We start from the raw sequence: 22593 nt of genomic DNA, 5'->3' as shown, positions 1-22593 counted from the left end.
TGTATAAAGATAACTTGACTTATAAATCTTACTGATGTAATATTTACACAAGTGCAGCAGGATTGCGGACGAAATTTTTTTGTTGCGAAAGCTTACACATGTAATAAAAAGAGAGGAGGAATGCATAGTACGATATACCAAGCAAAGAGAAATTATTTTATTTCAAAATCTTACGAATGTAATATTTTGAAGATATAACGTACATTGAAAATAGAATATGACCATATCAGCAAAGCAAAATGAATGGAGGTCAATATGAAGAAAGGAAAAAGCAGAAACAAGCGAAAGAAAACAAGAAGCAGGCTCCTATGGATTGCGATTGCTGTTATAGGAATAGCTGCGGTAATTTCTGCAGTATGCGTGGCAGGAATGTTGGCAACAAAGGAAAATGCCTGGAGGACACCGGAAGAACTTCTGGTGGAGTACATGGATCATATTCCAAAACAGGAGTATGAAGAAATGTATGCGATGCTACATATTGAGGCATCGGGGAATGTCAGTCAGGAGGATTTTGTAACTCGAAATTCAGCTATTTATGAAGGTATAGAAGTCCAGAATATGGCTGTTCAGATTATTGCATATGATGAGGAGCAAATGGCGGTAACCTACCAGACTTCTTTTGATACAGTTGCAGGAACTATCAGCTTTGAGAATGAAGCACTCTTCCTAAAGGGCGAAGATGGATATAAGTTGGTTTGGGATGATTCCATGATTTTTCCGAATCTGACTTCTACAGATAAAGTAAGAGTTTCCACTACACAGGCAGTAAGAGGAGAAATTCTGGATAGGAACGGACGTGTCCTTGCAGGAAAAGGTATAGCTTCTTCAGTTGGAATTGTTCCGGGCAAGTTGGAAAACAGAGAGGAAGCAATCGCACAGATTGCAGGACTATTGGAAATCACAACGGAAGTGATAGAAAAGAACCTGTCTGCAAAGTGGGTAAAGGATGATTCTTTTGTACCTATTAAAACGATTCCAAGAGTGGAAGAAATTGAGTTAATGTCTATCAGTCCAGAGGAAGAAGTTTTAAAGGAGAAAGAAAGGCATGATAAGTTGCTGGAGATTCCCGGAGTGATGATATCTGATGTTGAAGTGCGTGAATACCCATTAGGGGAAGCCGCTGCGCATTTGGTCGGGTATGTTCAAAGCGCTACTGCGGAAGATTTAGAGGAACATGCAGGAGAAGGTTATACAGCCAATAGTGTAATCGGCAGAAGCGGAATGGAGGGCTTGTTCGAGAAAGAACTGAAAGGCCAGAACGGTTGCAGGATTTACATTGTAAATTCGGAAGATAAAGAGAAGGAGGAACTGGCTTGTATCCTGGTACAGCATGGGCAGGACATCCGGCTTACGATAGATACTGATTTGCAGGTTTCCTTGTACGAACAGTTTAAGGAAGATAAAAGCTGCTCAGTAGCCATAAATCATTATACCGGAGAGGTATTGGCTTTGGTCAGCACACCGGCCTATGACAATAACGATTTTATTATGGGATTATCGAGTGAGCAGTGGACTGTACTTAACGAGGATGAGAATAAGCCAATGTATAATCGGTTCCGGCAAGTGTGGTGTCCGGGATCTACCTTCAAACCAATTATAGCTGCGATTGGTTTACAATCAGGAGCAATCGATCCAATGGAAGATTACGGGAACGTAGGATTAAGTTGGCAAAAAGATGCATCGTGGGGTTCATATCATGTAACAACGCTTCATGCGTATGAACCAGTCATTTTAGAGAATGCCTTGATTTATTCTGATAATATTTATTTCGCAAAAGCAGCATTAAAGATTGGATCGGATGAGTTGGAGAATTCTTTGATACGGCTTGGTTTCAATGAGGAACTACCATTTGAGATTAAGATGGCAGAATCTCAGTATTCCAATACAGAAGGCATTGAAACTGAAATACAGTTAGCTGACAGCGGTTACGGACAAGGACAGATTTTAGTGAACCCGTTGCATATGGCATGTATTTATTCTGCTTTCTGTAATGAGGGAAATGTAATAAAGCCTTATTTGGTATATCAGAATGAAGCGGAAGCTGAGTATTGGATTCCGGGTGCCTTTTCTAACGAGACAGCAAGTCGTGTATTGGAAGGAACAAAGAAGGTTGTGAATGATTCTAATGGAACTGGATATGCAGCCCATCGAGATGACATTCTTTTAGCAGGAAAAACAGGTACGGCAGAAATAAAGGCATCGAAGGATGATACTTCGGGTACAGAATTAGGATGGTTTGCAATTTTTACAGCAGAAGATACGGAATGTCCTATATTGATTATCAGTATGGTAGAAGATGTGAAAGGAAGAGGAGGAAGCGGATATGTTGTTAAGAAAGACAGTCTGGTTCTGGAAGAGTGGTTTAGCAGTCATTAGTTTTGTACTGATGTTTAGTATTTCGGGGTGTAGCGATACACCATCGGAAGAAGATACAGTTTCGGAAACAGTAATTGATGTTCAGGACGTTTCAGAAGAAGAACAGGAGAATGAAGAAGAAATTATAAACATCTGCATAGATCTTTATGACAAGGCAGCAGAGGAAAATAAGTTAGATGATTTGGAAATAATTCGGAGTATTGTAAATCGTCTTGGAGAAAACGAGTATCCTGCTGTTGACAGCAGAAATCAAGTGAATATGACGGAAGCGGAGCAGGTACTGGAATTTTGTGAAAAGGTGGATGCACAGGAAGAAGCAGATATAACGATTCTTGAAGTCGGCTATTTGGGCGGATTTGTAAAATACGATTTGCACACAAAAGACGGAAATGTAGATGTGGTCAGAAGCTATTATGGATACGAAAATGGAGAAATACAGAAAGAAGTTACTGGGAGGTATCAAGCAGAGTATTGGAATTATACAGAAGAAGGTTACCTGATGTTTTCTGGTGTCTGGTTTTCAGAAGAATTATACGTTCTTACATTGAGTGGAGCAGAGGAGCATACCGCATTACGAGTACAGCCATTGGATGAAACATATAGGGAACTGAGTCGGAAATATCTTCTTCCAATCAGCTTTGAACAGAATAATATGTTTATTGTGGATTGGAGTGAAGAAGATTTTGGGGATTTGAATTTCTATGATATGTATGACATTCTTTATCCAAAAGTGAATGGTCAGTATGTTCCTTATGTTGCAGATGACAATTTGTCAGTCAGTGCAGTTTATCGGATTCCAAAAGAGGAATTTGAAAGCGTTATTATGAAATATTTCAATATTGATAGTGAAACGCTGCAATCCAAAACTGTCCATGATTCGGAGGATTCGACCTATGAATACAAACCGAGAGGCTTCGAAGAAGTAGAGTATCCGGAATACCCATATTCAGAAGTAATCGGGTATACGGAGAACAGTGATGGAACAATTACACTTACTGCTAATGTGGTATTTCCATATTCGGGAAATTCCAAAGTATATGCCCACGAGGTTGTGGTTCGTCCTTTGGAGGATGGCGGGGTACAATATGTATCCAATCGAATTATACCCTCCGAGGATAATTCTGAGGAAACATGGCATACGCCACGGTTGACGTTAGAAGAATGGGAAGAATTATACGGAGGCGAATAATGGAAGATGTGAAATGGCTGCTTAGAAGATGTGGTCTTCCGATTTTGCTGCTGTTGATTTTCGTAATAGCCGGAGTGGTCTGTTGGGGAGAACTGCATACAGAAAAGCAAAAGGTGGCAGAAGAAGTATGGGAGCCACCTGTAGAAATCGAAAATAGCGAAGCAGAAACAGAAGAAGCCGAGAATGCGGAAACTTCCACAGAGTCAGCATATTGGTTTATTCCGCAAGCCAGTGATGATCTCCTTACAGAAGAGGAGAAGGAGCAACTGCAGAGTACGGTTTTGTCAGCAGCAGAATCGGTCAGAGAAATCTATAAGGATATTGTAATTGCAGATGCACTAAGCTACTCTTCCGGTATTAGCGAATTTACCAAAGAGCAGAGGAAAGCTGTGGTGGAGCAATTGGGCAGAAACGGTCTGGTAAGTGTTGAAGAAGATACTGCTATGCAAAATCATGAAGCAATCGAAGCATTTTATGCAGATTACCTGGATGGACAAGACTCGATGGTTACGGTATTTGAAGTACAGAGAGATGGGCTGATTGGAGCAGTTACCTTTATCTATCGGAAAGGTGAGTTGCAGACCTATTACATAGGAATTCGGTGGAGAGAAGGTGGTATGCCAGAAATACAGGGAACTTCGGTAAGTAATGTGGCTGAGATTAAACTGACCGAAAAAGGATATTTTATCTACGCATATGAATATGTGATTGCACATGCAAGTTTGAGACAGTATTGGAGAATAGAACCGCTACCAGAAGACTGCCAGGAATTAACGGAGAAATACATATCAGGACTAAGTTATGTGAATTACAATCTGCTCGTTACAGATTGGGATAGCAGCAATGTGGAGGACATTCTGATGCCTTGTATGTATGAAGATGTTTATAGGATTTCTACGGGGGAAAATCTGAAAACTGAAGGTTGGAAGATTCCGGCAGAGGAATATGAAAGGATAATGACTACTTATTTTCCGGTATCGGTAGAACAGTTGAGAGAGCATTGTGGATATGATGAGGGCAGCAATAGCTATGAATATGAGATGATTTATGCCAGTCCATACCCACCTTTCGGAGAAGTAGTTGACTATACAAAAAATGCGGATGGAACGATTACACTTATCGTGGATGGAGTATGGCCGGATTATAATTCTGATCTCGCTTTTCGGAATACGGTTGTGGTCCAGCCATTTGAAGACGGAACTTTCAGGTATCTTTCCAATTCTATAGAACAAATAGAGTTGGAACTGCCGCCAATAGCAAAAGCACATTAAATTTGCTTTGAAAGAAAGGATGATATTATGGCATTAAAGAAAAAAGCATTTTGCTGAGTATGGCATTTCTGATTGGATGCTTCGTATGTGCCTGTGGAAAAGAAGATAGTATTGTGGATGAATCTCTTGTGAAAGATACGGAAGATGTATCTTCCACGGAGGAGATAAAAAGTGCCGAGGAAGAGGCTGCAGAACAATGGGAAAAGGGCTACGACCTTCCGATAGATGAACAGGAAAGGGAAGAAGCTGAGACTGACTGTAAAAAGCAGATGGAACTTTATCTTGACATTTATGAAACTGCAGATAAAGGGATAGCATCTAATGTTGCTTTGGATGATCAAACGGTTTTGGAAATGCAGAGGAAGCTAAAGGATGCAGGATGTCCGGTTACAACAATGGTAACATATTCTAACATGGAGAATTATGAAAGTGTTGACAGTTTTCTGAAAGAATGTATGGAAGGGAAAAGTGGTTCTGCAGTAATTTATGAAGTCCACAACGATGGTGGATTGGGCAGAATGAAATTCATTTTTGATGGAACAGATATGTATGTTGTAAGTGCAAAAGGAATCTGGAATGCTGATAATAAGCCGGGGATTTCATACATTTCCTATACAAGACTAAAAGAGTGGAAATATACAGATAAGGGATGGTTCTGCTACGAGTTGTGTGTGCCGGAGCCACCGGAGGTCAGTGAAATTGTGGATGGAAGCTGCGTGATTAGAATAAAACCTATGACAGAGGAACAGCGAGAGATGTCTGAGCGCCTCGTCTTGGGACTTGGATATCAGGGACAGAACCTTTTGTGTTCCAACTGGAATACGGAAAATATGAGTGAATTGGATTATAACGGAATGTTTGAATATCTGTATGGAATGAAATATGGAGAAAAGTTCAATTCCGAAGATTATCCAAATGGTATTCCAAAAGAAGAATTCGAAAGTCTGATTATGGAATATCTTCCGATAACAGCGGAGCAGATACGACAGTACGCAGTATTTGACGAGGAAAACCACACATATGATTGGGCTCGATTAGGATGTGGAAATTATGCACCTACTTTCTTTGGAACTTCTTTGCCAGAGGTTACGGATATCAAAGAAAATGATGATGGGACAGTCACGTTAACGGTGGAGGCGGTTTGTGATATGGTTATTTGCGATGATGCAGTCATAACCCATGAACTTACGGTAAGGTTTGCAGAGGATGGCAGTTTTCAGTATTTGGGGAATGAAATCCTAAATGACGGAATTATGCACATACCAGACTACCAATACCGAATTAAAGAATGATTTGATAATAGAAGTGTTTTGTGCTAATCTTACACATGTAAGAGAATGGAGGACACATGAAGAAATAAAGGACAGGGGTTATTACATTGTATATTCTTGGGGAAGTGAAAATTCTCTATTGGATGAATTGGATATACGTGGACACTAAAAAGGAGCAAGATGAATTATGAAATATATTTCCAAAATCAGTAAAATCAGTAGCTTCATATTTTACATATTTCTATTGTGCCAATTATGGCATTTATGCCAATATGGAAGCATTAGAAGTCATTTTTTCGGAGTAGTTATTTGTACAGTAGGTTTTACAGCGGCAGTTATTGTTTGGTTGGTTTCAAGAAGGAAGAAGTTAGAAGAGGATACGGAGAGTATAATTAACGATTGGGGGATCCCTTTTTGAATAGGAATCTCTTAACGTATTTAAGGGAAGGATGGAGTAAAAATGATTATAAAGTCTATTATGACCGATGAAGATAGAAAAGCATTAGAGTATATGCTTTCGTTAGAATATGCTATGCCATATCAATTACTTAAGACAAAAAATAATAGAAGGAAAATTATTTATATAATGACACCAGTATTATTTTTGTTATCAATCGGCTGCTATTTTGTAAAGAGTTATCCGATGTTTTATGTGGGAATGGGGATTTCTATTATTGCATTGATTTGGATTATTTGGTTTCAATCTAAGGGAAAAAAATTTGAAAATAATGTCCATGAATTTGTATGGAATAAATCAAGATATAACAAAGTGGAAATTGATGTTCAGGGAATAAAATTAGAAGACAAAAAGATCTGTGAACTTAAAGAAATAGATAGAGTCTTTTTGCACAAAGGTTTTTTCTTTCTCATAACGAATGAAAAGAAGTTACTTGTACTAAAAACAGTAGGTGTAGAGACAGAAGAACTTATTAAGATTATTAAAGAAGCTGATATCTTATTTGAAAAAAGAGAAGAACCATTTAATATTTATGAATATTGCAAAAAGTAGTAATTAAAAAAGAAAAAACATTTAATATTTATAAGCCTCGAAAAAACGAGTAAAAGTTAATTCTACAGTTAACCTTTACTCGTTTTTGTTATTTCTGTGATACCCAGATATTCATGTCTGATAAGATAGACATGGTTATTTCAGTTGCGTTGCCGCCAGTAGCATCGCTGTCTGCACTAATGTTGGTGGCAAAAAAACATGTATTATCTGCAGTTTCGATATAACCGATGAACCATCCGTTTACATCCTGTCCATTCACACGGCCAGTTCCGGTCTTTCCGTAGAGTGTTCCGGTATCGGAAGATGAAAGGCGGATGGCATCTTTTACTGCATTGATATTTTCAGGGGCGAAGCCGAAACTGTTATTCTGCAGCTTGGTTAAAAGTTCGACCTGTTCTATTGGAGAGATTTCCAAGGAGGATTCCATCCAATAAGAGGAGTAATCGCCACTCATGTTTTCGTTACCATATCCGATTTTTTGAACATAGCTGTAAACGTCAGAGGCTCCAAGCTGTTCATCTACTGTTTGAAAATACCAATTCACAGAGGAGTTCATTGCAGACTGTAAGGTCTGATCTGCGTTCCATGCTTCAAATGGATAGGTTTCTCCATTCCATGCAATGAACGAATTTTCCGGTGTAATGACGCCTTCTTCCAATCCGAACAAAGCATCGTATATCTTGTAGGTGGAGTTTGGAGCAACTCGTAAGGTGGCATGCTCTATGTCGTGTATGCTCCATGTATCATTTTCTGAATCGTATAAAACAAAGCTGCCTTCGTACTCCCCAAAGTATGTAGAAAGGTTTATATAAGAAACATTTTCTGAGGAGGAATCCCATTGGTAGTGACTGACATCTGCTGCGTAAGTAGAAATAAAAGGTGCGAATCCCATGAGAACAACAGCGGTCAATAGGAATGCAGTCATGCCCTTTATTCTTTTTATAAATGTTGGCTTCTCATAAGATACAATATTTATGATTCTCCGTTTCATCTGCTTCATGTTTCCACCAAGTCCGGCAGCAAACGGAAAAGGTGATAGGGATACCTTCTCTGCAAAGTTAATTAGTGTATTGCCATAATCCTCGTAAGCATTCTCTTCAAGCATTTTCAAAACGGAGGTGTCACATGCAACCTCTCTGTCATTACGCATCTCCTTGAGCGCATACCAGACGAGAGGATTGAACCAATATATCACCCCGGCAAGGTTCATCAGATAACTTGCAACAGCATCTTTGTGTTTATAGTGTTGCAGTTCGTGTAACAGCATATACCTCATATCGGATTCGTTGTAATCAGAGATCAGATGAATCGGCAGATAAATACACGGTTTCAAAAGTCCCACAATAATTGGGGATTTCAAAAATGCGGTGCTGTAAACAGGGATCTTGCGGTGAATTCCCATTTCTTCCAAGCAGTGCTGATATAGTCTGCGGACTTTCAGGTTCTGAAGGGGAAGTGCAGATTTCTCCAAACTGCGTAAGCGGAGCGAAGATTTGATTACCAATATGATCATTGCAAGTATGCCTACAAGCCATATCCCCAATAATATGTATCCGGCAATGGACGGTGTCTCACTATTTACAGAAAGTGCGAAATCATTCATCCAGCCTGTATTTCCAGTCGGATTAATTCCCACAGCTTCTCCCATAGTGGTTGTGGTGTCGGAAGCAGGAGAACCGCCTAAGCTACCAAGCCACGAGAAGATTTGTGGAAATCCGATGAGACGAAACGGTATAAAGGGAACTGTCAGCAACCCAAGAAGCAGGAACCACAGATTATACTGCATCCGACTGGACAGGTTGTTTTTGAATATCCGCTTGGCTATCAAAAGAATTCCGATGATACCGCTGATAAATACATTGCATATTAAAAAGCGTATCATAAAATTAGCCACGTTAGTTTCCTCCTTTTTTTGACCTCTTTGAAAGAAGGGAGCGGAGGGTGTCTATTTCTGTTTCAGACAGTCTGTCATTTTCAATATATGCAGACAGCATGGCAGTGATATCCCCGTCATAGTATCGTTCCAGAAAAGAGTTGCTTTTCTGGCCGATGTATTCGCTTTCTTTCACGACTGGGGTATAAACAAACACTCGGCTCTGTTTTTCATAAGTTAGAACGCCTTTTGTTACGAGACGTTTGATTAAAGTCTGTATCGTCTTAGGACTCCAGCTGGTGGTCTGTAATAATTTATCTGTTATTTCATTGGTACTGATCGGCGCATGTTTCCATACGATTTTCATAACTTCAAATTCAGCTTCAGAAATCTGTGGTAAATCACTCATTTCAAATCCCTCCTTAAATCTTACGGCTGTAATAAATATATTATAGACATTATTTATGTGGTTGTCAATTTCAGAAAAAACATATTGACTTGAAATCTTACTTGTGTAATGGTTGAAATATTACAAGAGTAAGATTTGTAAAAGGCAACAAAAAGAAAAGAACCAGAATCACAACGGATTAGCTGGTTCCTTTACTCGTTTGAATTACCTCTTTTATGCATGAGTGCTGTCTGACGTTGGAGATATTTCGTATTTGATGAATCCGGTAAAGTGATTTATTCCAATGCTACATTCACACCGTATCTTGTGAGAGTATCCATCGAAGATTTGAACATCCGCAAGGGTCCGGGAACAGACTACGATAAAACTGGTAAGTACATCGGAAAAGGTGCTTTCACTATTGTGGAAGAAGCAGAAGGCAAGGGTGCGAGCCTTTGGGGGCTTCTGAAATCTTATCAGAAAAATCGTAATGGATGGATTTCACTGGATTATGCCGAGAGGGTTTAGAAGCAAGCTGGACAGCGACAATAGGTTTCTGTCTGGCTGCTTTTTTCGGTTCCTGACAAGTTTGGACAGAGTGGAAAAAGAGTGGGTGGAAACCATAGAATTGCTTGACTTTACAGGGGTTTAGAGTGATTTATATACTACCAAAAACGAAAGGAGTACGTATTTATATGGTGATTGCAGGAACGATAAATAGAGTAGCTTTTTACTGCAGAGTCAACCATCGTGACAGAGACTATGAAAAATATCTGGACGATGTGATGAGGGGTTTGGAAGAAGAATATGGAAAACAGAAATGGGATTTACAGATATTCTTTGAGGAAGCTTCAGGAGCCGACCCGAACAGAAAAGAATTTAATCGTCTGAAAGCAGAAAGAGCAGCATAGAAGATAGATGTTGTGGTTACCATGAGGGCTGCTACGATTGCCCGTAACTGGGGACAGTTTATGGAGTTCATGCTGATTTGCAGTAAGAAAAATGTGGATGTGGTGTGCATTGACAAGGTAGAGGATGCACAGACCATTTTCCGAAGGATTCAGGAGTTTAAGAAAAGGTTTTTTGAAGGAAGTGATGTAACGTGCGAGTAAAAGTGATTAACAAACGACCAGCTTCGGTCTTACAAAAGAAAAGGGGTTGTGCTTATGCCAGAGTTTCCACAGACAGCAGAAGACAGGAAGAAAGCAGAAGCATGAGTGAAAACAATAAGTGATCCATTCGGAAGAAGTTTGAGAGAGGGGAAGTGATGATTACCACCTCCCGCTTCCTTGGTTATGACAAAAACGAATATGGAGATTTGATTGTGAACAGAAAGGAAGCGGAAATTGTCAGTCTGACTTTTGATCTTTATCTACTGAATGTCGGCTCGTCAAGGATTGGGGAGCTGCTTGATTACATGGGCGTGAAAACAGTGACGGGAACAACATGGGAGAGCGGGACCATCAATGGGATGCTTTGCAATGAAAAGTACAAAGGGGATTTTCATCTGCAGAAGTATTACACCCCTGAAAACAAAAGAAACCATACAAGGAAAAACAGCGGGGAAGTGCAGAGTTATTACATTTCGGAAAATCACGAACCAATTGTATCGCCGGAGATATGGGAAAAGGTGCAGGAAGTCAGGGAACAGAGAAAACGTGACAGAAATATCGGACAGGACAGCACAATGAAGTTCCAAAACCGCTATCCCTTAAGCGGAATGCTGATTTGCCCTTACTGCGGAAAAACACTCCGGCGCAGACAGGTTTACAAGAAGAAAATCCAATGGCTCTGCAGCACCTACATTGAAAAGGGAGTCAAGACATGTAAAGGGATAAGGATTGATGATGCCGAATTGCAAGGCTTGAACATTACGGAACAGACAGTGATTGAGGAGGTGGTTAAAAAATGGCAAGAAGCATTACTGTTATACCAGCAAAGCAGATTTCGATTGCGGAATCAGGAACAGCACAGTCAGTGCAGAAATTGAAGATGGCAGCGTACTGTCGAGTGTCAACCGACCAAGAAGAACAGTTATTAAGCTATGAGAATCAGGTCAATTATTACACAAATTATATCAGTGAAAATCCTCTCTATGAATATGCAGGGACTTATGCGGACGAAGGTATTTCGGGAACCAATACCAAAAAGAGGGACGAGTTCAACCGCATGATTGCGGATTGCAGGGCGGGAAAAATAGACATGATCATTACAAAGTCCATTTCCCGATTTGCAAGAAATACGTTGGACTGCCTGAACTATGTGCGAGAGTTGAAGGACTTGGGGATAGGGATTATTTTTGAAAAGGAAAATATCAATACCCTCGATGCAAAGGGAGAAGTGCTGCTTACCATTCTTTCCTCACTGGCACAGGATGAGAGCCGGTCTATTTCAGAGAACTGCACATGGGGAATCCGCAGAAGATTTGAAACAGGAAAACACAAAATGAGTACAAAGCGTTTTCTTGGCTACGATACGGATGAAACGGGGAAGCTGGTAATCAACAGGACACAGGAGCCGATTGTAATTCGGTTGTATCAGGAATTCCTGGACGGAAAAACAACCGATTACATCAAGAGGATTTTTGAACGGGAGGGTGTGAAAAACTGGGATGGCGGTACGAAGTGGCAGTCCACAACCTTAATGAGTATGTTGGAAAATGAAAAATACAAGGGTGATGCCTTGCTGCAGAAAAGTTATACGGTGGATTTCCTCACCAAGAAACGGACACAGAACAAAGGGGAAATTCAGATGTTTTATGTGGAGGATGACCATGATGCCATCATTTCAAAGCGGATATGGGAATGTGTACAGCTTGAAATAAAACGCAGGAAAAAGTATCTGGAGGAGCATGGGACAAACTCCTATTCCCATCGGCCAGAAAGCAATCCATTTGCATCAAAGATAATTTGCGGAGACTGTAATAAGGTGTTTGCACGGAAAGGCTGGCAGAGCAGCACGGGCGTTGACCGTAAGGTATGGCAGTGCAGTGAACGCTACAAGGTCAAAGGAGTCATGGGATGCACCAACCGTCACGTAGAGGAAGAAACACTGATAAAGGCTTATCTGATGGCTTGGAACGCACTGGTGGAGAATAGAGAGGATTTCATGGAGCAGTGGACGGAGCAGCTTCAGAGCGAGAACCTATTGGAAGGTTATCGAGCAGAGAAGTTCATAGAATACACCGATGGGGCAGAACCTTTGACGAAGATGGATACGGACTTCATGCTGAAAACGCTGGACCACATCAAGGTTTTTGAAGATGGAACATTGCTAGTGGTATTCCTGGACGGAACGGAGATAGAATGTAAAAATGAAGAGGAGTAAGAAAAGATGCCGATTGGGAGTTTGTTACTGATTGCTAGTAACGAGAATATTTACAAAGGAGACCAAGATATATAATGACCAAACGAAGATTAAGGTGTATAATAAATAAACAAAAGACTTTAACTGAAGGGGACGATGGTATGGCATCGAGTAGTATACTGCTATATAAAATTAAATTTGAACAGGAATATCATATAGATGAAATAATAAACAGAATTGAAAATGATATTTTGGATGAGACAAGAATTGTGGTAAAAGATTACACAGAAACATCTCTGTCTGGTATTTATATATATGCAGAAATATATAAATCACAAGAATATAATTTTCAGATAAATAATTTTGAGGTTATTACAAGAAAGAAATATGTAGTTACAGAATTCCATATTGATATGAAAAATAACTATATGGACATTTGGGGAACAGCCAAAAATGCACAAAAAATTATTACATCCATATCATTAGCTTTTGACAATCATATTGTAATAGAAGCACTTGAAATGAAATTTACGCGGATGATTGAGTACCTTAGCAAAGAGGAAGGTATATATGTTGGAAAAGTTACAGCACGGCAAGTTGTTTTAAATGATGGATTATTAGCGGACTGTACTTTGGATTTGTCCCGTGAGGAAATGCCGTTTGAAACGATTGACAAATACAAAAAGAATATTCAAAAAATATCCTTCAGGTGGAAACGCACAGAGTCAATTATCAGAATGGTTATTCATATGTCAGGAACTGTTACTATTTATAAAGCGCGCAGAATGATAAAAGATAATGAACTGGAATGTATATATAAAATGCTGTTGTATGCGGGAGGTAATTGATGTGGGAGAAAATGCACAGAAGATAGGGAAAAAATTAGAGCAACTGGGTGTTGATTTATTAGGTATGTTTAAATGGAATAAGAAAATGAGTGATAAAGAAATAAAATGCACTCGGAGTACACACAAAAATGCTGAGGGAAAACCTAAGCAGACACATGGGATTGATTTATACATGGAGTATAAAGATCCATACATAGGCTCTGTGCAAGGCGTTTTTATTGAATGTAAAAACAGAGTTTGGAGTAAAATTAATCAAAAGGAAATTGAAAGATGGGTTAATGAAGAGCTTAACCTGATTGATTGTGCTAGAAATAATAGCGAATTACAAGAATTTTATGCGGAAGGAGCCGATAAAAATTGTGCATTACTTTTGGTTAATTGTAATGATGGGAAATTTAATCAAACCAAATTTGATGAGTATTTATCGGGTATTCAAATTCCTAATAAAAGAAATCCATATAAGATTTTTATTGCTGGGAATAATATGATTGAAAGATGGGATGCAATCAGCCGGATGATTAAAGAATCTTATCATGATGGGTTGAATGTTTTATATCCGAGCATTAATAATTCTCAACCGATTTCTGAAAAGTATTGGAGTATAAATCATCTGTTTTCAAAGTATGTTTTTTGTGAAGCAAGAGAACAAGTGCCAATTGGTCGCAATGGAGATATACGTGTGAATAGAATTTTAGTCATCTTCTTTTTTGATAAAATTAGTGCTGATAGTTTTCAATATATGTGGAGTATGTGTAGAACTTTTCAATATGAAAATCAATATGACGGATTTGATATATGCTTTTGGACAGAAACAAAAGAGGAGAATGATTATATCAATGAAAACTTCTTGTCTATCCTAAGTAATTATGATGATGGAAAGATATCTCAAGATATAACAAAATCCATTAGGATTAAGTTTTTATTGAACCGAAAATTAAATGTGGTAGATAATCATTAATTGCGGGGTGGAGAAGATGATATCAAAATATATTGACAACAAAGAGCTTAAAAGGGCGATTGAGGATGGAAAACTGAAACCGTTTCGTATAAGAAAAATACTTAAAGATCAAGGCATTATACTTGCATCTACTAATTCAGAACAAATTGCAGAGCAAGTATATCCTATATTGTGGGGGAACTGTGATATAGAAAAATTGAGTCAATCTTTAGATGATGGTGCAAATTATATAAAATCTTCAGTGATGGAAATGGAAATCAAGGATTCTGATAATATTATGGATGACTTGGAAGACTTTTTTGGGAATGCCTCTTTTGGAATGACACGCTACGGACTTTCTGCTGTAAGTCGGGTAAATGATGATAAATTGATAGTAAAATTGAGATATTCAATAATTCGTCCAGGAAGAAATGAGTTTATATCCACTCAATATAAAAATACTGATATTATTGTTACAAAAGTTTCAAAAGAAAAGGCTATAATTGATGTTCGACAAGCATCTACATCAGAAATGAAAGAAATTAACAAATTTTTAGAGGAAGCAACAAGAAAGGATGCGGCAGTACATACCAGACATATATCTTTGCAGGTTTTGACAAATGAGAATCGAGTTGCATTTTTTGATGAATTTATAAAAAGAAATTTTTTAGATTGGAGATTTGAAACAGTAACAAAGGTGGAATTAAAGAGGTATGAAGGATCCGAGGACGATGAGACTAAGGAATTAGATGAAGAGGAAGATTCTGCATTATCAAATCTACAGGGAATTACAAGTGCTATCTTGAGTGGAACTAGTATTCGGAATAATTCATTTGTGCAAGAGTGTTTGCAAAATGATTTTTATATTACAACTATGGGATATAAATTTGAGAGTCTAGCTGATTTGCGTGAGGTGGTTGTAGAAATTAATTTTAAATATGATGATTTAAAAATAGATATATGTAAAACGTATGAATATGATTCAGATGCTGATGGACTTCGTCTTCATCCGGCAATGTTAGATGTGCAGGAGGAAATACTTAAAATGTTCCAAACAGCTGCGTATGAACAATATACAGAAATTTTAGAAAGGCAGAGACAGGAAGCCTTGTAGCAGGGGTAAAATCTTTTGGAAAATCCCATTATAAACAAAAGTGATGATAAATATATTGATACTGTGATACACATATTTTCTTTTCAATAGAGATGGTGGTTATATGTTAGAGAAGGAAAAACTAGACGGTTATTTTATAGCTGTAGATGGCCCTAATGGTGTTGGAAAGTCAACACTAATAGAGGCTATAAAAAATAAATTGGAAGTATTGGGATATGCTGTATATATAACAAGGGAGCCCACGGATACTAAACTGGGAAATTACTTAAGAGAGTTTGCAGAAAAACATTCAGGGATAAGTTTGGCGTGTTTAGTTGCGGCAGATAGATATGAGCATATGACCAATGAAATTATACCTGCATTAGAAGAGGGACAACTGGTTATTTCTGATAGGTATATACTTTCATCACTAATATTGCAAGAAATGGATGGTGTTAGTGCTACTTTTGTGTTGACTGCAAATTCTGAAATAATAAAGCCGGATTTGCAATTGGCAGTGTTTGCAGATGAAAGGGTTTTGCAAAAAAGATTATCAGAACGAGATACATTGACTAGATTTGAAAAAGGAAATCAGTCAAAAAGTGAACTTGATTTTATGGAGAGAGGGATTATAGAATTAAGGAAATATAATATCGATGTTATGAATATTTATAACAATGACAATTTGGAAGAAAATGTAGAAAAAGTGGTTTCTTATGTAGTTAATAACTGGAGGAAGGTATGAAAAAATTTATTCTATTTAACTCTCCTATATTTTGGGATACCACAAAAGAGAAAGAACAGTATTTATCACCACTGGGATTAGGATATATAGCAACATATTTGGAAAAAGCGGGAATAGATGTTACTATTGTAGATTGCGTAAAAGAAAGAAAATCTGTAACAGATATAGCGAATTTTATTAATAAAATGCATCCAGATTATATTGGAATAAACATTTTTACGCAAAATTATGAAATGGTGAAGTTTATTATTGAAAGTATTGAGATCGCATGTGATTGTTTTATCGGAGGACAAGCCGTTAAGAGTATTTATTTTGATATACTTCAATGGGATACCCAAAATAGATTGAACATAATTATTGGTGAGGGAGAATTTATAATACCTGCCCTTGTTTTAGGATTATGCAATCAGATTCCAGAGGAACAAAAGAATCAAAAATTTGTATATAGAGTTAATAAAGATTCGGAATATTTTCCAGAGGACATTTCAAATGTCTTTTTGGATAGGAGGTATTTGGGAAACGAGATAGTAGACAATCATTATGGTGAGAAAGAAATAGCAATCATTACATCGAGAGGATGTGCGTTTGATTGCGCGTTTTGCGGAGGGGCCAGAAGCTTAAATAAAGATGTTACAACCAGAATTCGCACAGAAGAAAGTGTTATAATGGAAATCAAAGAAATACTATCTACATATCCAGATATACAAAGCATTCGAATTTTAGATGACTTGTTTTTAAGAAATGGTAAAAGTATAGATATGGCAAATAATATTTTTTCAAAATTTCCACAGTTGAGTTGGCGAGGAATGGTTCATGTGTTGTCTCTAATTGGAAATATTGAAAAAGTGAAGGATCTCCACAATGGAAGGTGTAGGGAATTGTTTATTGGAATCGAATCTGGTTCAGAAAGAATGAGAAAGAAAATAAATAAGCTTGGTAGTTCAGATGATGTTATAACTGTCTCAAAAGAAATTCTGGAGAATGGAATTGACTTGAAGGGGTATTTTATTTATGGTTTTCCAGAAGAAACAAAAGAAGATTTTCAAAAAACATATGAATTGGCTTCTAAAATAAAAGAAATATCGCTTAAGACTCCTGGAACATTTAGAACCAGTGTGTTCCAATTTAGACCATATCATGGAACACAGTTATATAATGAAATAGTAAAAAGCACTGGAATTATTCATGGGTGTGAATTTAATAAATCAATAAGTCAATTTGAGGGAAGATCACAGTTCAATTTTGAATTTGGGAATTATAGTGCGGAGATAGATGAAATGTTAAATGAATATATTATAAAAACACAGAAACTTACAGAGGAAGAACAATGATTGAGCAAATACGTAGATGTCAAAAGTGCGGTTTGTGTTTTAACCAAAAACCGCTATTAGATACAGAAAAAGAATGTCATGTTTTTTGGGTAGGTCTTTCGGCAAAAAAAATGGAATCTGATGAAGAAGTCCCGTTGTCCCCGGAAACCAATACAGGAATGTTGATTCAAAAGATAGAGGAATTGTGTGGAGAGGTAATCACATATAAAACAAATTTAGTAAAATGCCTTCCTTTAACAGAGGAACAAAAATTGCGTTATCCTAATAGAAAAGAAATCGATAGTTGTTTTGAACATTTGGTTGGTGAAATTCAGGTAATGTCTCCGAAAATAGTTTTTTTGTTGGGAGAAAAAGTTTATTCATCTGTTGGAAAACATTTAAAAATCAATTTTGAAAAATGGGATGAATTTGAATATCATTATAAAAAATATGAAGGGACTTATTATGTACCAATTCATCATCCATCTTATATTTACGTTTATAAAAGAAAACGAATGGATGAATATATTGAGGGGGTTGAAAGGATAATAAATCAATTATTATAGTTGTGATGGATATAAAGCGTGATATGTTCCTGCTACAATCGCAGGTATAAAAATGACGGAGAACTAAGTCGGTTGGAGTCTGGGACATATGGCACACTTTTTGCCTCGCGTTTAAAATCTGAATGATTCGGACTAAAACTTGTAGTGTAGGAAAATGGAGAAGCATTTATTAAGCGAAACGCTAAAAAGATGTGGAAAAAGACACCAAATTCCAGAATAGAGATGCCAGAATATGTTGAGCGAAGCTATCATGAGGCATTGGTAAATGCACTGGCACATAGAGATTATCTGGTAAATGGTAGTGAAGTTCATATAGATATCTACGATGATCGAATGGAGATTTATTCGCCGGGAGGAATGCCGGATGGTTCTTTAATTCAGGAAAGAGATCCGTTATCTGTTCCATCAACAAGAAGAAATCCTGTCTTAGCTGATGTATTTAATCGCTTGGGATACATGGAGAGAAAAGGTAGTGGATTTGAAAAGATAATATCCTGATATGAATTTCAGGTTAATTATAGTGAAGAAAAGAAACCTTCTTTTCGCTCTGACAGGTATCAGTTTACGGTTATAATGCCTAATTTGAATTATGGTGTAGAAAACATTGACATCAGTGATGTCAATAGTGATGTCAATCTTTGGAGTCAAATCAAAGAAGCAATTAATGAAAATCCCAAAGTAACACAAAGGGAGTTAGTGGGTAAATTGGGAGTATCATTTAGACAAATTCAGCAGAACATGGCAGAAATGGTTAGTGCCGGTGAAATTTTAAGGATTGGCTCGAATCGAAGTGGTCATTGGGAAGTGCTTAAGTAATCTGGAATGAAAATTTGAATAGAAGGGGATGTTGTAAGTGTATGATGGAGATTATATAGAGAGATTACTTTTATTTGAAAAACCTTTGACATCACGTTTCAGAAAAAAATATGTTGAGTTTCTTGCATTGGAAATATTACAGTATTGTTATGGAGATTTTTACAAGAAGTTCAATGTATATGATTCTCCGGATTTATGTGATAAAGAACGGGTGGTTGGTATAGAAGTTACGGAAGCAGTTACTGTTGAGGAGGCACAAATAAAAAGTGAATTTGTCAAATATCGTCTAGAGAATGATAATAGTAAGAAAGAGAGAAGAAGACAAATAATCGAAAATAATGGAGGAAGGGTAGAAAAGTTTGGATTATCGTATCCTGTTAAAAATAGTGAAAGTGAAATAGTAACCTTTCAAAATGCTATTCGTAAAAAAATGGAGAAACTTTCGCTCTATAGAAGTCGTGGTTTTAAAACCTTAGGTTTATTTATTTTCTATGATGAGCCGCCAATACCTATAAAAATAGAGTTGCTAAAGGAATGCTTTGATCAGGTTTTAAATGAATATAATGACAAATATGATTTTTTATATTTTGGTTATTCATGCGGCTTAGTATACTATGATATTGTGAATAGTGATATTCAAGTCAAAATTATCGACAGGAGTGATTACGATAAATTGATGTATGCTGCAAGGGTAAAAACAGATATATAAATAATAAAATGGCCGGAATCAAGCCTCCAAGTCCCCCAAAGATTTGGAGGTTTTCTTCTGCCCATTTTTACAGGAAAGTAATTTCCGAAAAAAACAATCTGTGGTACAATATCCTAGGAGTTATCAATGGGATAGTTGGGCTATACACAAGGGATGTGAGTATTGTAAATACTGGTGCGGTCTATTTCAGAATAGTAGCGTTTTCCTATATTCCAATGGCGGTCAGCAATATTTTTTCCTCATGGCTGCGCTGCAGGGAGCATGCCACAATACCATTTTTGGCGAGCTTTGGGGCAGTCGCTGTAAACACAGGTCTTAATTATCTGCTGATATTTGGAAAATTCGGATTCCCATGTATGGGAATAAAAGGAGCTGCGATCGCGACACTGATTTCGCAGTTGTTTAACCTTGTATTTATTGCAGTTGGATTTGCCTTATGCATCAGAAAAGATGGAGATAAGCCGGTATGGTCATTGCGTTTCTGCAAAATTACTGTCAGGGCTTAGCCGGAGTGGAAGCCGTATCGGCATTGCTCATTCTTCTGGCGGGAATATATACCGGACTGTACCGTGTAGATGGCAGCGCAAAAGAGCTTGGAAGATACTGCTGATTGTGTCTGCTTGCAGCGTATGTATTTAAGTGGGGAATTGTGGGTGTGTATACACTGCTTACCACGGAAGAAATATTCAGATTGGTTGTATCGTTAATTATCTTTAAGAGGCGTAAGTGGATGATCAGTTTATCGTAGAGTGAGGCATTGGATATGGATTATATAAAAGAAAAATTATATCAGCAGTTAGCAGATTGGAATTAATGTAAACCGAAATTTGCAGAAGAAATAAAAATCAGCACTCATTCACAAAATGTGAAGCGGGTGCTGATTTTTATATCAATAGCAATTTTTTTGATTTACAGAAGCTGGATTCCATTTTCCTCGCACTGTGCGATCATATCTTCTGGCCACAGAGAGGACTGTACTTCTCCAATGTGCGCTTTGCGCAGGAAGAACATACAGATACGGGACTGTCCGATGCCGCCGCCGATGGTGTATGGAAGTTCTTCGTTGATGATTGCTTTCTGGAAAGGAAGATCTTTTCTTTCTTCACATCCGGCTTTCTTTAACTGGGAAAGCAGAGCTTTTTTGTCAACGCGGATACCCATGGAAGATAACTCTAATGCGATATCAAGAACCGGATAATAAACAACGATATCTGCGTTTAAACTCCAGTCATCATAGTCAGGAGCACGTCCGTCATGGCGCTCGCCATTTTCCAGAACATCACCAATCTGCATAATGCAGACAGCACCTTTTGCTTTTGCGATGTAATACTCACGTTCCTTTGGAGTGTTGTCCGGGAACATGTCGGCTAATTCCTGGGTTGTGACAAAGAAAATGTCATGAGGCAGGATTTCTTCAATATAATCATACTGGATTGCCATATATTTTTCTGTTTTACGAAGGCATTTGTATACAACCTTTACGGTATCCATCAAAGTTGCAATGGTACGCTCATCTTTTTTGATGATTTTTTCCCAATCCCACTGGTCAACAAAGATAGAGTGGATATTGTCGGTGATTTCATCGCGGCGGATGGCATTCATATCTGTGTAAAGTCCTTCGCCGTAAGAAAAACCATATTTTTTCAAAGCATATCTTTTCCATTTTGCAAGGGACTGGACAACTTCAGCTTCCCTTCCGTTCTGTTCTTTGATATCAAATGTAACAGGGCGTTCCACACCGTTTAAGTTATCGTTTAATCCGGAATCAGGATCGACAAATAAAGGTGCTGATACACGGGAGAGATTCAGTCTCTGGGAAAGAAGATTCTGAAAGAAATCTTTGACTGTTTTAATTGCAATCTGTGTATCATGCAGGTTTAATTCTGAATGATAATCTTTTGGAATAATAAATTTTTCCATATATATAAGTTCTCCTTTAGTGTTGATTCGTAATCATAACCTAAATAATTATAGCACAGCGAAACTGATTTTCAAGAAAAGAAAACACATAATTCTAAAATTATTCTAAAATTACTTTTAGAAAAGAAAAAAATATTGTATTCTAACTATGTTATGGATTCAGGGAAGATTGCAAATAGCAATACCAGAAAAGGAAATGATATAGAATGAAGAAAAATCATTTGTCAACAGAGACACTCGTTTTCGAGATTATTTCGGCGATAGCAGCATTATTTTATATGGGATTACAGGTTTATTATGGGATTGTCTACGGCGCAGGGGCAGTGCGTATTGTCATGAATGTGCTGATCCTGATTCTTGTCTATATGGGGCTTACTGTGCTGGCTATTTACCCGGAGCGCGTTAACGGACTGTCGCGCGAGGTCTGTACCGGAGCGATACGCAAATATACGATCCGCATGGTGGAACTGATCAAACTGGTATTTGTGTTGTCTCTTCTTTTTACCAGCATCTGCGATGCGTTAGGATATCGGGTCGATGCAGCATATAGTCTGATTGTTATGGGGCTGATTCTTGTAGTTGCGGTAGTCTTTGAGGTGAAGATCATAAAAATATTGCGCAAATTAAAATAAAAACTACAAATACGCTGCCATTATCTGGAAGAAAAACAACGAAAAAATATCTTGCATGAATGACAGAGGCTTGATATAATCTTCTTTGGTTTTTAGAGTTTGGGAATAGGAAAACGGGCGTCAATTTATGTTTAAAAGAAAAAAGAAGTAGAAGAATATACAGTTGAATCATTTAAGGAGACAAGTGTGATGTTGACCACACAGAATGGTTCCATAGAAGTTCAGAAGTATAAGCTGCCATTGGAATTAGAGGTTGGCGATGTTTTGATCCAGAATGAATTCGGCATTTATGAGAAAAAATAAGGATGACGGCAGGAGGGGCGTATAACCCCTC

25 protein-coding genes are annotated in these 22593 nt (G+C 37.7%); 22 read left to right on the top strand and 3 right to left on the bottom strand.

Annotated elements, in window-relative coordinates:
* The first annotated feature begins 255 nt into the window (after window positions 1-255).
* The 5 genes from ROSEINA2194_RS07885 to ROSEINA2194_RS07860 all read left to right on the top strand — a co-directional run bounded on the left by ROSEINA2194_RS07885 (window position 256) and on the right by ROSEINA2194_RS07860 (window position 7116).
* Complete coding sequence (locus ROSEINA2194_RS07885; RefSeq protein WP_044927494.1) at window positions 256-2376, top strand: penicillin-binding transpeptidase domain-containing protein; 2121 nt, start codon at window positions 256-258, stop codon at window positions 2374-2376.
* Window positions 2324-3565 carry a DUF6070 family protein gene (locus ROSEINA2194_RS07880; RefSeq protein WP_007885369.1) on the top strand — a complete coding sequence of 414 codons (1242 nt, stop codon included), beginning with the start codon at window positions 2324-2326 and terminating at the stop codon, window positions 3563-3565. Before ROSEINA2194_RS07885 ends, ROSEINA2194_RS07880 begins: the two co-directional genes overlap by 53 nt.
* Window positions 3565-4836: a DUF6070 family protein gene (locus ROSEINA2194_RS07875; RefSeq protein WP_007885368.1), complete on the top strand. Its 1272-nt coding sequence runs from the start codon at window positions 3565-3567 to the stop codon at window positions 4834-4836. Before ROSEINA2194_RS07880 ends, ROSEINA2194_RS07875 begins: the two co-directional genes overlap by 1 nt.
* A 59-nt stretch (window positions 4837-4895) precedes the next feature.
* Window positions 4896-6128 (top strand): DUF6070 family protein, encoded by a 1233-nt coding sequence (locus ROSEINA2194_RS07870; protein ID WP_007885367.1) that lies wholly within the window; start codon window positions 4896-4898, stop codon window positions 6126-6128.
* 439 nt (window positions 6129-6567) lie between these two features.
* A complete protein-coding gene (locus ROSEINA2194_RS07860) occupies window positions 6568-7116 on the top strand; it encodes a hypothetical protein (protein WP_007885366.1) in 549 nt (182 codons plus the stop codon).
* 88 nt (window positions 7117-7204) lie between these two features.
* Here ROSEINA2194_RS07860 and ROSEINA2194_RS07855 read toward each other — a convergent pair whose 3' ends face one another.
* Window positions 7205-9010, bottom strand: coding sequence for a BlaR1 family beta-lactam sensor/signal transducer (locus ROSEINA2194_RS07855; protein WP_044927490.1), 1806 nt, complete (start codon window positions 9008-9010; stop codon window positions 7205-7207).
* A gap of 1 nt (window position 9011) precedes the next feature.
* A complete protein-coding gene (locus ROSEINA2194_RS07850; RefSeq protein WP_007885363.1) occupies window positions 9012-9398 on the bottom strand; it encodes a BlaI/MecI/CopY family transcriptional regulator in 387 nt (128 codons plus the stop codon).
* Between the two features lie 270 nt (window positions 9399-9668).
* Between ROSEINA2194_RS07850 and ROSEINA2194_RS07845 the strand changes: the two genes are divergently transcribed.
* From ROSEINA2194_RS07845 to ROSEINA2194_RS21925, 16 genes are all read left to right on the top strand, one after another.
* Window positions 9669-9905 (top strand): SH3 domain-containing protein, encoded by a 237-nt coding sequence (locus ROSEINA2194_RS07845; RefSeq protein WP_049887985.1) that lies wholly within the window; start codon window positions 9669-9671, stop codon window positions 9903-9905.
* A 167-nt stretch (window positions 9906-10072) separates the two neighbouring features.
* On the top strand, window positions 10073-10288 hold the full coding sequence (locus ROSEINA2194_RS21950; RefSeq protein ID WP_007885357.1) for a hypothetical protein: 216 nt from the start codon (window positions 10073-10075) through the stop codon (window positions 10286-10288).
* 12 nt (window positions 10289-10300) lie between these two features.
* On the top strand, window positions 10301-10489 hold the full coding sequence (locus tag ROSEINA2194_RS21945) for a hypothetical protein (protein ID WP_227970605.1): 189 nt from the start codon (window positions 10301-10303) through the stop codon (window positions 10487-10489).
* Window positions 10490-10701: 212 nt separating this feature from the next.
* Complete coding sequence (locus tag ROSEINA2194_RS07835) at window positions 10702-11367, top strand: recombinase family protein (RefSeq protein ID WP_252832567.1); 666 nt, start codon at window positions 10702-10704, stop codon at window positions 11365-11367.
* Window positions 11286-12704: a recombinase family protein gene (locus ROSEINA2194_RS07830; protein ID WP_252832566.1), complete on the top strand. Its 1419-nt coding sequence runs from the start codon at window positions 11286-11288 to the stop codon at window positions 12702-12704. The genes ROSEINA2194_RS07835 and ROSEINA2194_RS07830 overlap by 82 nt, the downstream gene beginning before the upstream one ends.
* Before the next feature lie 140 nt (window positions 12705-12844).
* A complete protein-coding gene (locus ROSEINA2194_RS07825) occupies window positions 12845-13531 on the top strand; it encodes a hypothetical protein (protein WP_044927486.1) in 687 nt (228 codons plus the stop codon).
* 1 nt (window position 13532) lies between these two features.
* Complete coding sequence (locus ROSEINA2194_RS07820) at window positions 13533-14489, top strand: PD-(D/E)XK nuclease domain-containing protein (protein WP_044927483.1); 957 nt, start codon at window positions 13533-13535, stop codon at window positions 14487-14489.
* 16 nt (window positions 14490-14505) lie between these two features.
* Entirely contained in the window at window positions 14506-15582 is a 1077-nt protein-coding gene (locus ROSEINA2194_RS07815) for a hypothetical protein (RefSeq protein ID WP_007885335.1), read from the top strand.
* Between the two features lie 103 nt (window positions 15583-15685).
* Window positions 15686-16306, top strand: coding sequence for a dTMP kinase (gene tmk, locus ROSEINA2194_RS07810; protein WP_007885333.1), 621 nt, complete (start codon window positions 15686-15688; stop codon window positions 16304-16306).
* Window positions 16303-17637 carry a B12-binding domain-containing radical SAM protein gene (locus ROSEINA2194_RS07805; RefSeq protein WP_007885331.1) on the top strand — a complete coding sequence of 445 codons (1335 nt, stop codon included), beginning with the start codon at window positions 16303-16305 and terminating at the stop codon, window positions 17635-17637. The genes tmk and ROSEINA2194_RS07805 overlap by 4 nt, the downstream gene beginning before the upstream one ends.
* Window positions 17634-18182, top strand: coding sequence for a uracil-DNA glycosylase family protein (locus tag ROSEINA2194_RS19675; RefSeq protein WP_007885329.1), 549 nt, complete (start codon window positions 17634-17636; stop codon window positions 18180-18182). Before ROSEINA2194_RS07805 ends, ROSEINA2194_RS19675 begins: the two co-directional genes overlap by 4 nt.
* Before the next feature lie 189 nt (window positions 18183-18371).
* Entirely contained in the window at window positions 18372-18680 is a 309-nt protein-coding gene (locus ROSEINA2194_RS21940; RefSeq protein ID WP_007885327.1) for an ATP-binding protein, read from the top strand.
* A gap of 75 nt (window positions 18681-18755) precedes the next feature.
* Entirely contained in the window at window positions 18756-18998 is a 243-nt protein-coding gene (locus ROSEINA2194_RS21935; protein WP_007885325.1) for a hypothetical protein, read from the top strand.
* A 37-nt stretch (window positions 18999-19035) separates the two neighbouring features.
* Window positions 19036-19707: a hypothetical protein gene (locus ROSEINA2194_RS07790; RefSeq protein ID WP_007885323.1), complete on the top strand. Its 672-nt coding sequence runs from the start codon at window positions 19036-19038 to the stop codon at window positions 19705-19707.
* 155 nt (window positions 19708-19862) lie between these two features.
* The gene (locus ROSEINA2194_RS21930; protein WP_049887984.1) at window positions 19863-20213 is read left to right on the top strand and encodes a lipid II flippase MurJ; all 351 of its coding nucleotides are present in this window, start codon (window positions 19863-19865) and stop codon (window positions 20211-20213) included.
* A complete protein-coding gene (locus tag ROSEINA2194_RS21925; RefSeq protein ID WP_227970607.1) occupies window positions 20174-20317 on the top strand; it encodes a hypothetical protein in 144 nt (47 codons plus the stop codon). The genes ROSEINA2194_RS21930 and ROSEINA2194_RS21925 overlap by 40 nt, the downstream gene beginning before the upstream one ends.
* A gap of 299 nt (window positions 20318-20616) precedes the next feature.
* Here ROSEINA2194_RS21925 and asnA read toward each other — a convergent pair whose 3' ends face one another.
* Complete coding sequence (asnA, locus tag ROSEINA2194_RS07780; protein ID WP_007885317.1) at window positions 20617-21627, bottom strand: aspartate--ammonia ligase; 1011 nt, start codon at window positions 21625-21627, stop codon at window positions 20617-20619.
* Window positions 21628-21833: 206 nt separating this feature from the next.
* Between asnA and ROSEINA2194_RS07775 the strand changes: the two genes are divergently transcribed.
* On the top strand, window positions 21834-22259 hold the full coding sequence (locus ROSEINA2194_RS07775; protein WP_007885315.1) for a hypothetical protein: 426 nt from the start codon (window positions 21834-21836) through the stop codon (window positions 22257-22259).
* Window positions 22260-22593: the final 334 nt, after the last annotated feature.

The organism is Roseburia inulinivorans DSM 16841 (assembly GCF_000174195.1).
Classification (GTDB): domain Bacteria; phylum Bacillota; class Clostridia; order Lachnospirales; family Lachnospiraceae; genus Roseburia; species Roseburia inulinivorans.
The sequence above is the reverse complement of the archived record's forward strand: the minus strand, read 5'-3'. Positions and strand labels throughout refer to the sequence as shown.

Coding starts and splice junctions, on each gene's coding strand:
- ROSEINA2194_RS07885 (WP_044927494.1), top strand. CDS start 256: ATGAAGAAAGGAAAAAGCAGAAACAAGCGAAAGAAAACAAGAAGCAGG.
- ROSEINA2194_RS07880 (WP_007885369.1), top strand. CDS start 2,324: ATGTTGTTAAGAAAGACAGTCTGGTTCTGGAAGAGTGGTTTAGCAGTC.
- ROSEINA2194_RS07875 (WP_007885368.1), top strand. CDS start 3,565: ATGGAAGATGTGAAATGGCTGCTTAGAAGATGTGGTCTTCCGATTTTG.
- ROSEINA2194_RS07870 (WP_007885367.1), top strand. CDS start 4,896: ATGGCATTTCTGATTGGATGCTTCGTATGTGCCTGTGGAAAAGAAGAT.
- ROSEINA2194_RS07860 (WP_007885366.1), top strand. CDS start 6,568: ATGATTATAAAGTCTATTATGACCGATGAAGATAGAAAAGCATTAGAG.
- ROSEINA2194_RS07850 (WP_007885363.1), bottom strand. CDS start 9,398: ATGAGTGATTTACCACAGATTTCTGAAGCTGAATTTGAAGTTATGAAA.
- ROSEINA2194_RS21950 (WP_007885357.1), top strand. CDS start 10,073: ATGGTGATTGCAGGAACGATAAATAGAGTAGCTTTTTACTGCAGAGTC.
- ROSEINA2194_RS07830 (WP_252832566.1), top strand. CDS start 11,286: ATGGCAAGAAGCATTACTGTTATACCAGCAAAGCAGATTTCGATTGCG.
- ROSEINA2194_RS07825 (WP_044927486.1), top strand. CDS start 12,845: ATGGCATCGAGTAGTATACTGCTATATAAAATTAAATTTGAACAGGAA.
- ROSEINA2194_RS07815 (WP_007885335.1), top strand. CDS start 14,506: ATGATATCAAAATATATTGACAACAAAGAGCTTAAAAGGGCGATTGAG.
- tmk (WP_007885333.1), top strand. CDS start 15,686: ATGTTAGAGAAGGAAAAACTAGACGGTTATTTTATAGCTGTAGATGGC.
- ROSEINA2194_RS07805 (WP_007885331.1), top strand. CDS start 16,303: ATGAAAAAATTTATTCTATTTAACTCTCCTATATTTTGGGATACCACA.
- ROSEINA2194_RS19675 (WP_007885329.1), top strand. CDS start 17,634: ATGATTGAGCAAATACGTAGATGTCAAAAGTGCGGTTTGTGTTTTAAC.
- ROSEINA2194_RS21940 (WP_007885327.1), top strand. CDS start 18,372: ATGTGGAAAAAGACACCAAATTCCAGAATAGAGATGCCAGAATATGTT.
- ROSEINA2194_RS21935 (WP_007885325.1), top strand. CDS start 18,756: ATGCCTAATTTGAATTATGGTGTAGAAAACATTGACATCAGTGATGTC.
- ROSEINA2194_RS21925 (WP_227970607.1), top strand. CDS start 20,174: ATGGTCATTGCGTTTCTGCAAAATTACTGTCAGGGCTTAGCCGGAGTG.
- asnA (WP_007885317.1), bottom strand. CDS start 21,627: ATGGAAAAATTTATTATTCCAAAAGATTATCATTCAGAATTAAACCTG.
- ROSEINA2194_RS07775 (WP_007885315.1), top strand. CDS start 21,834: ATGAAGAAAAATCATTTGTCAACAGAGACACTCGTTTTCGAGATTATT.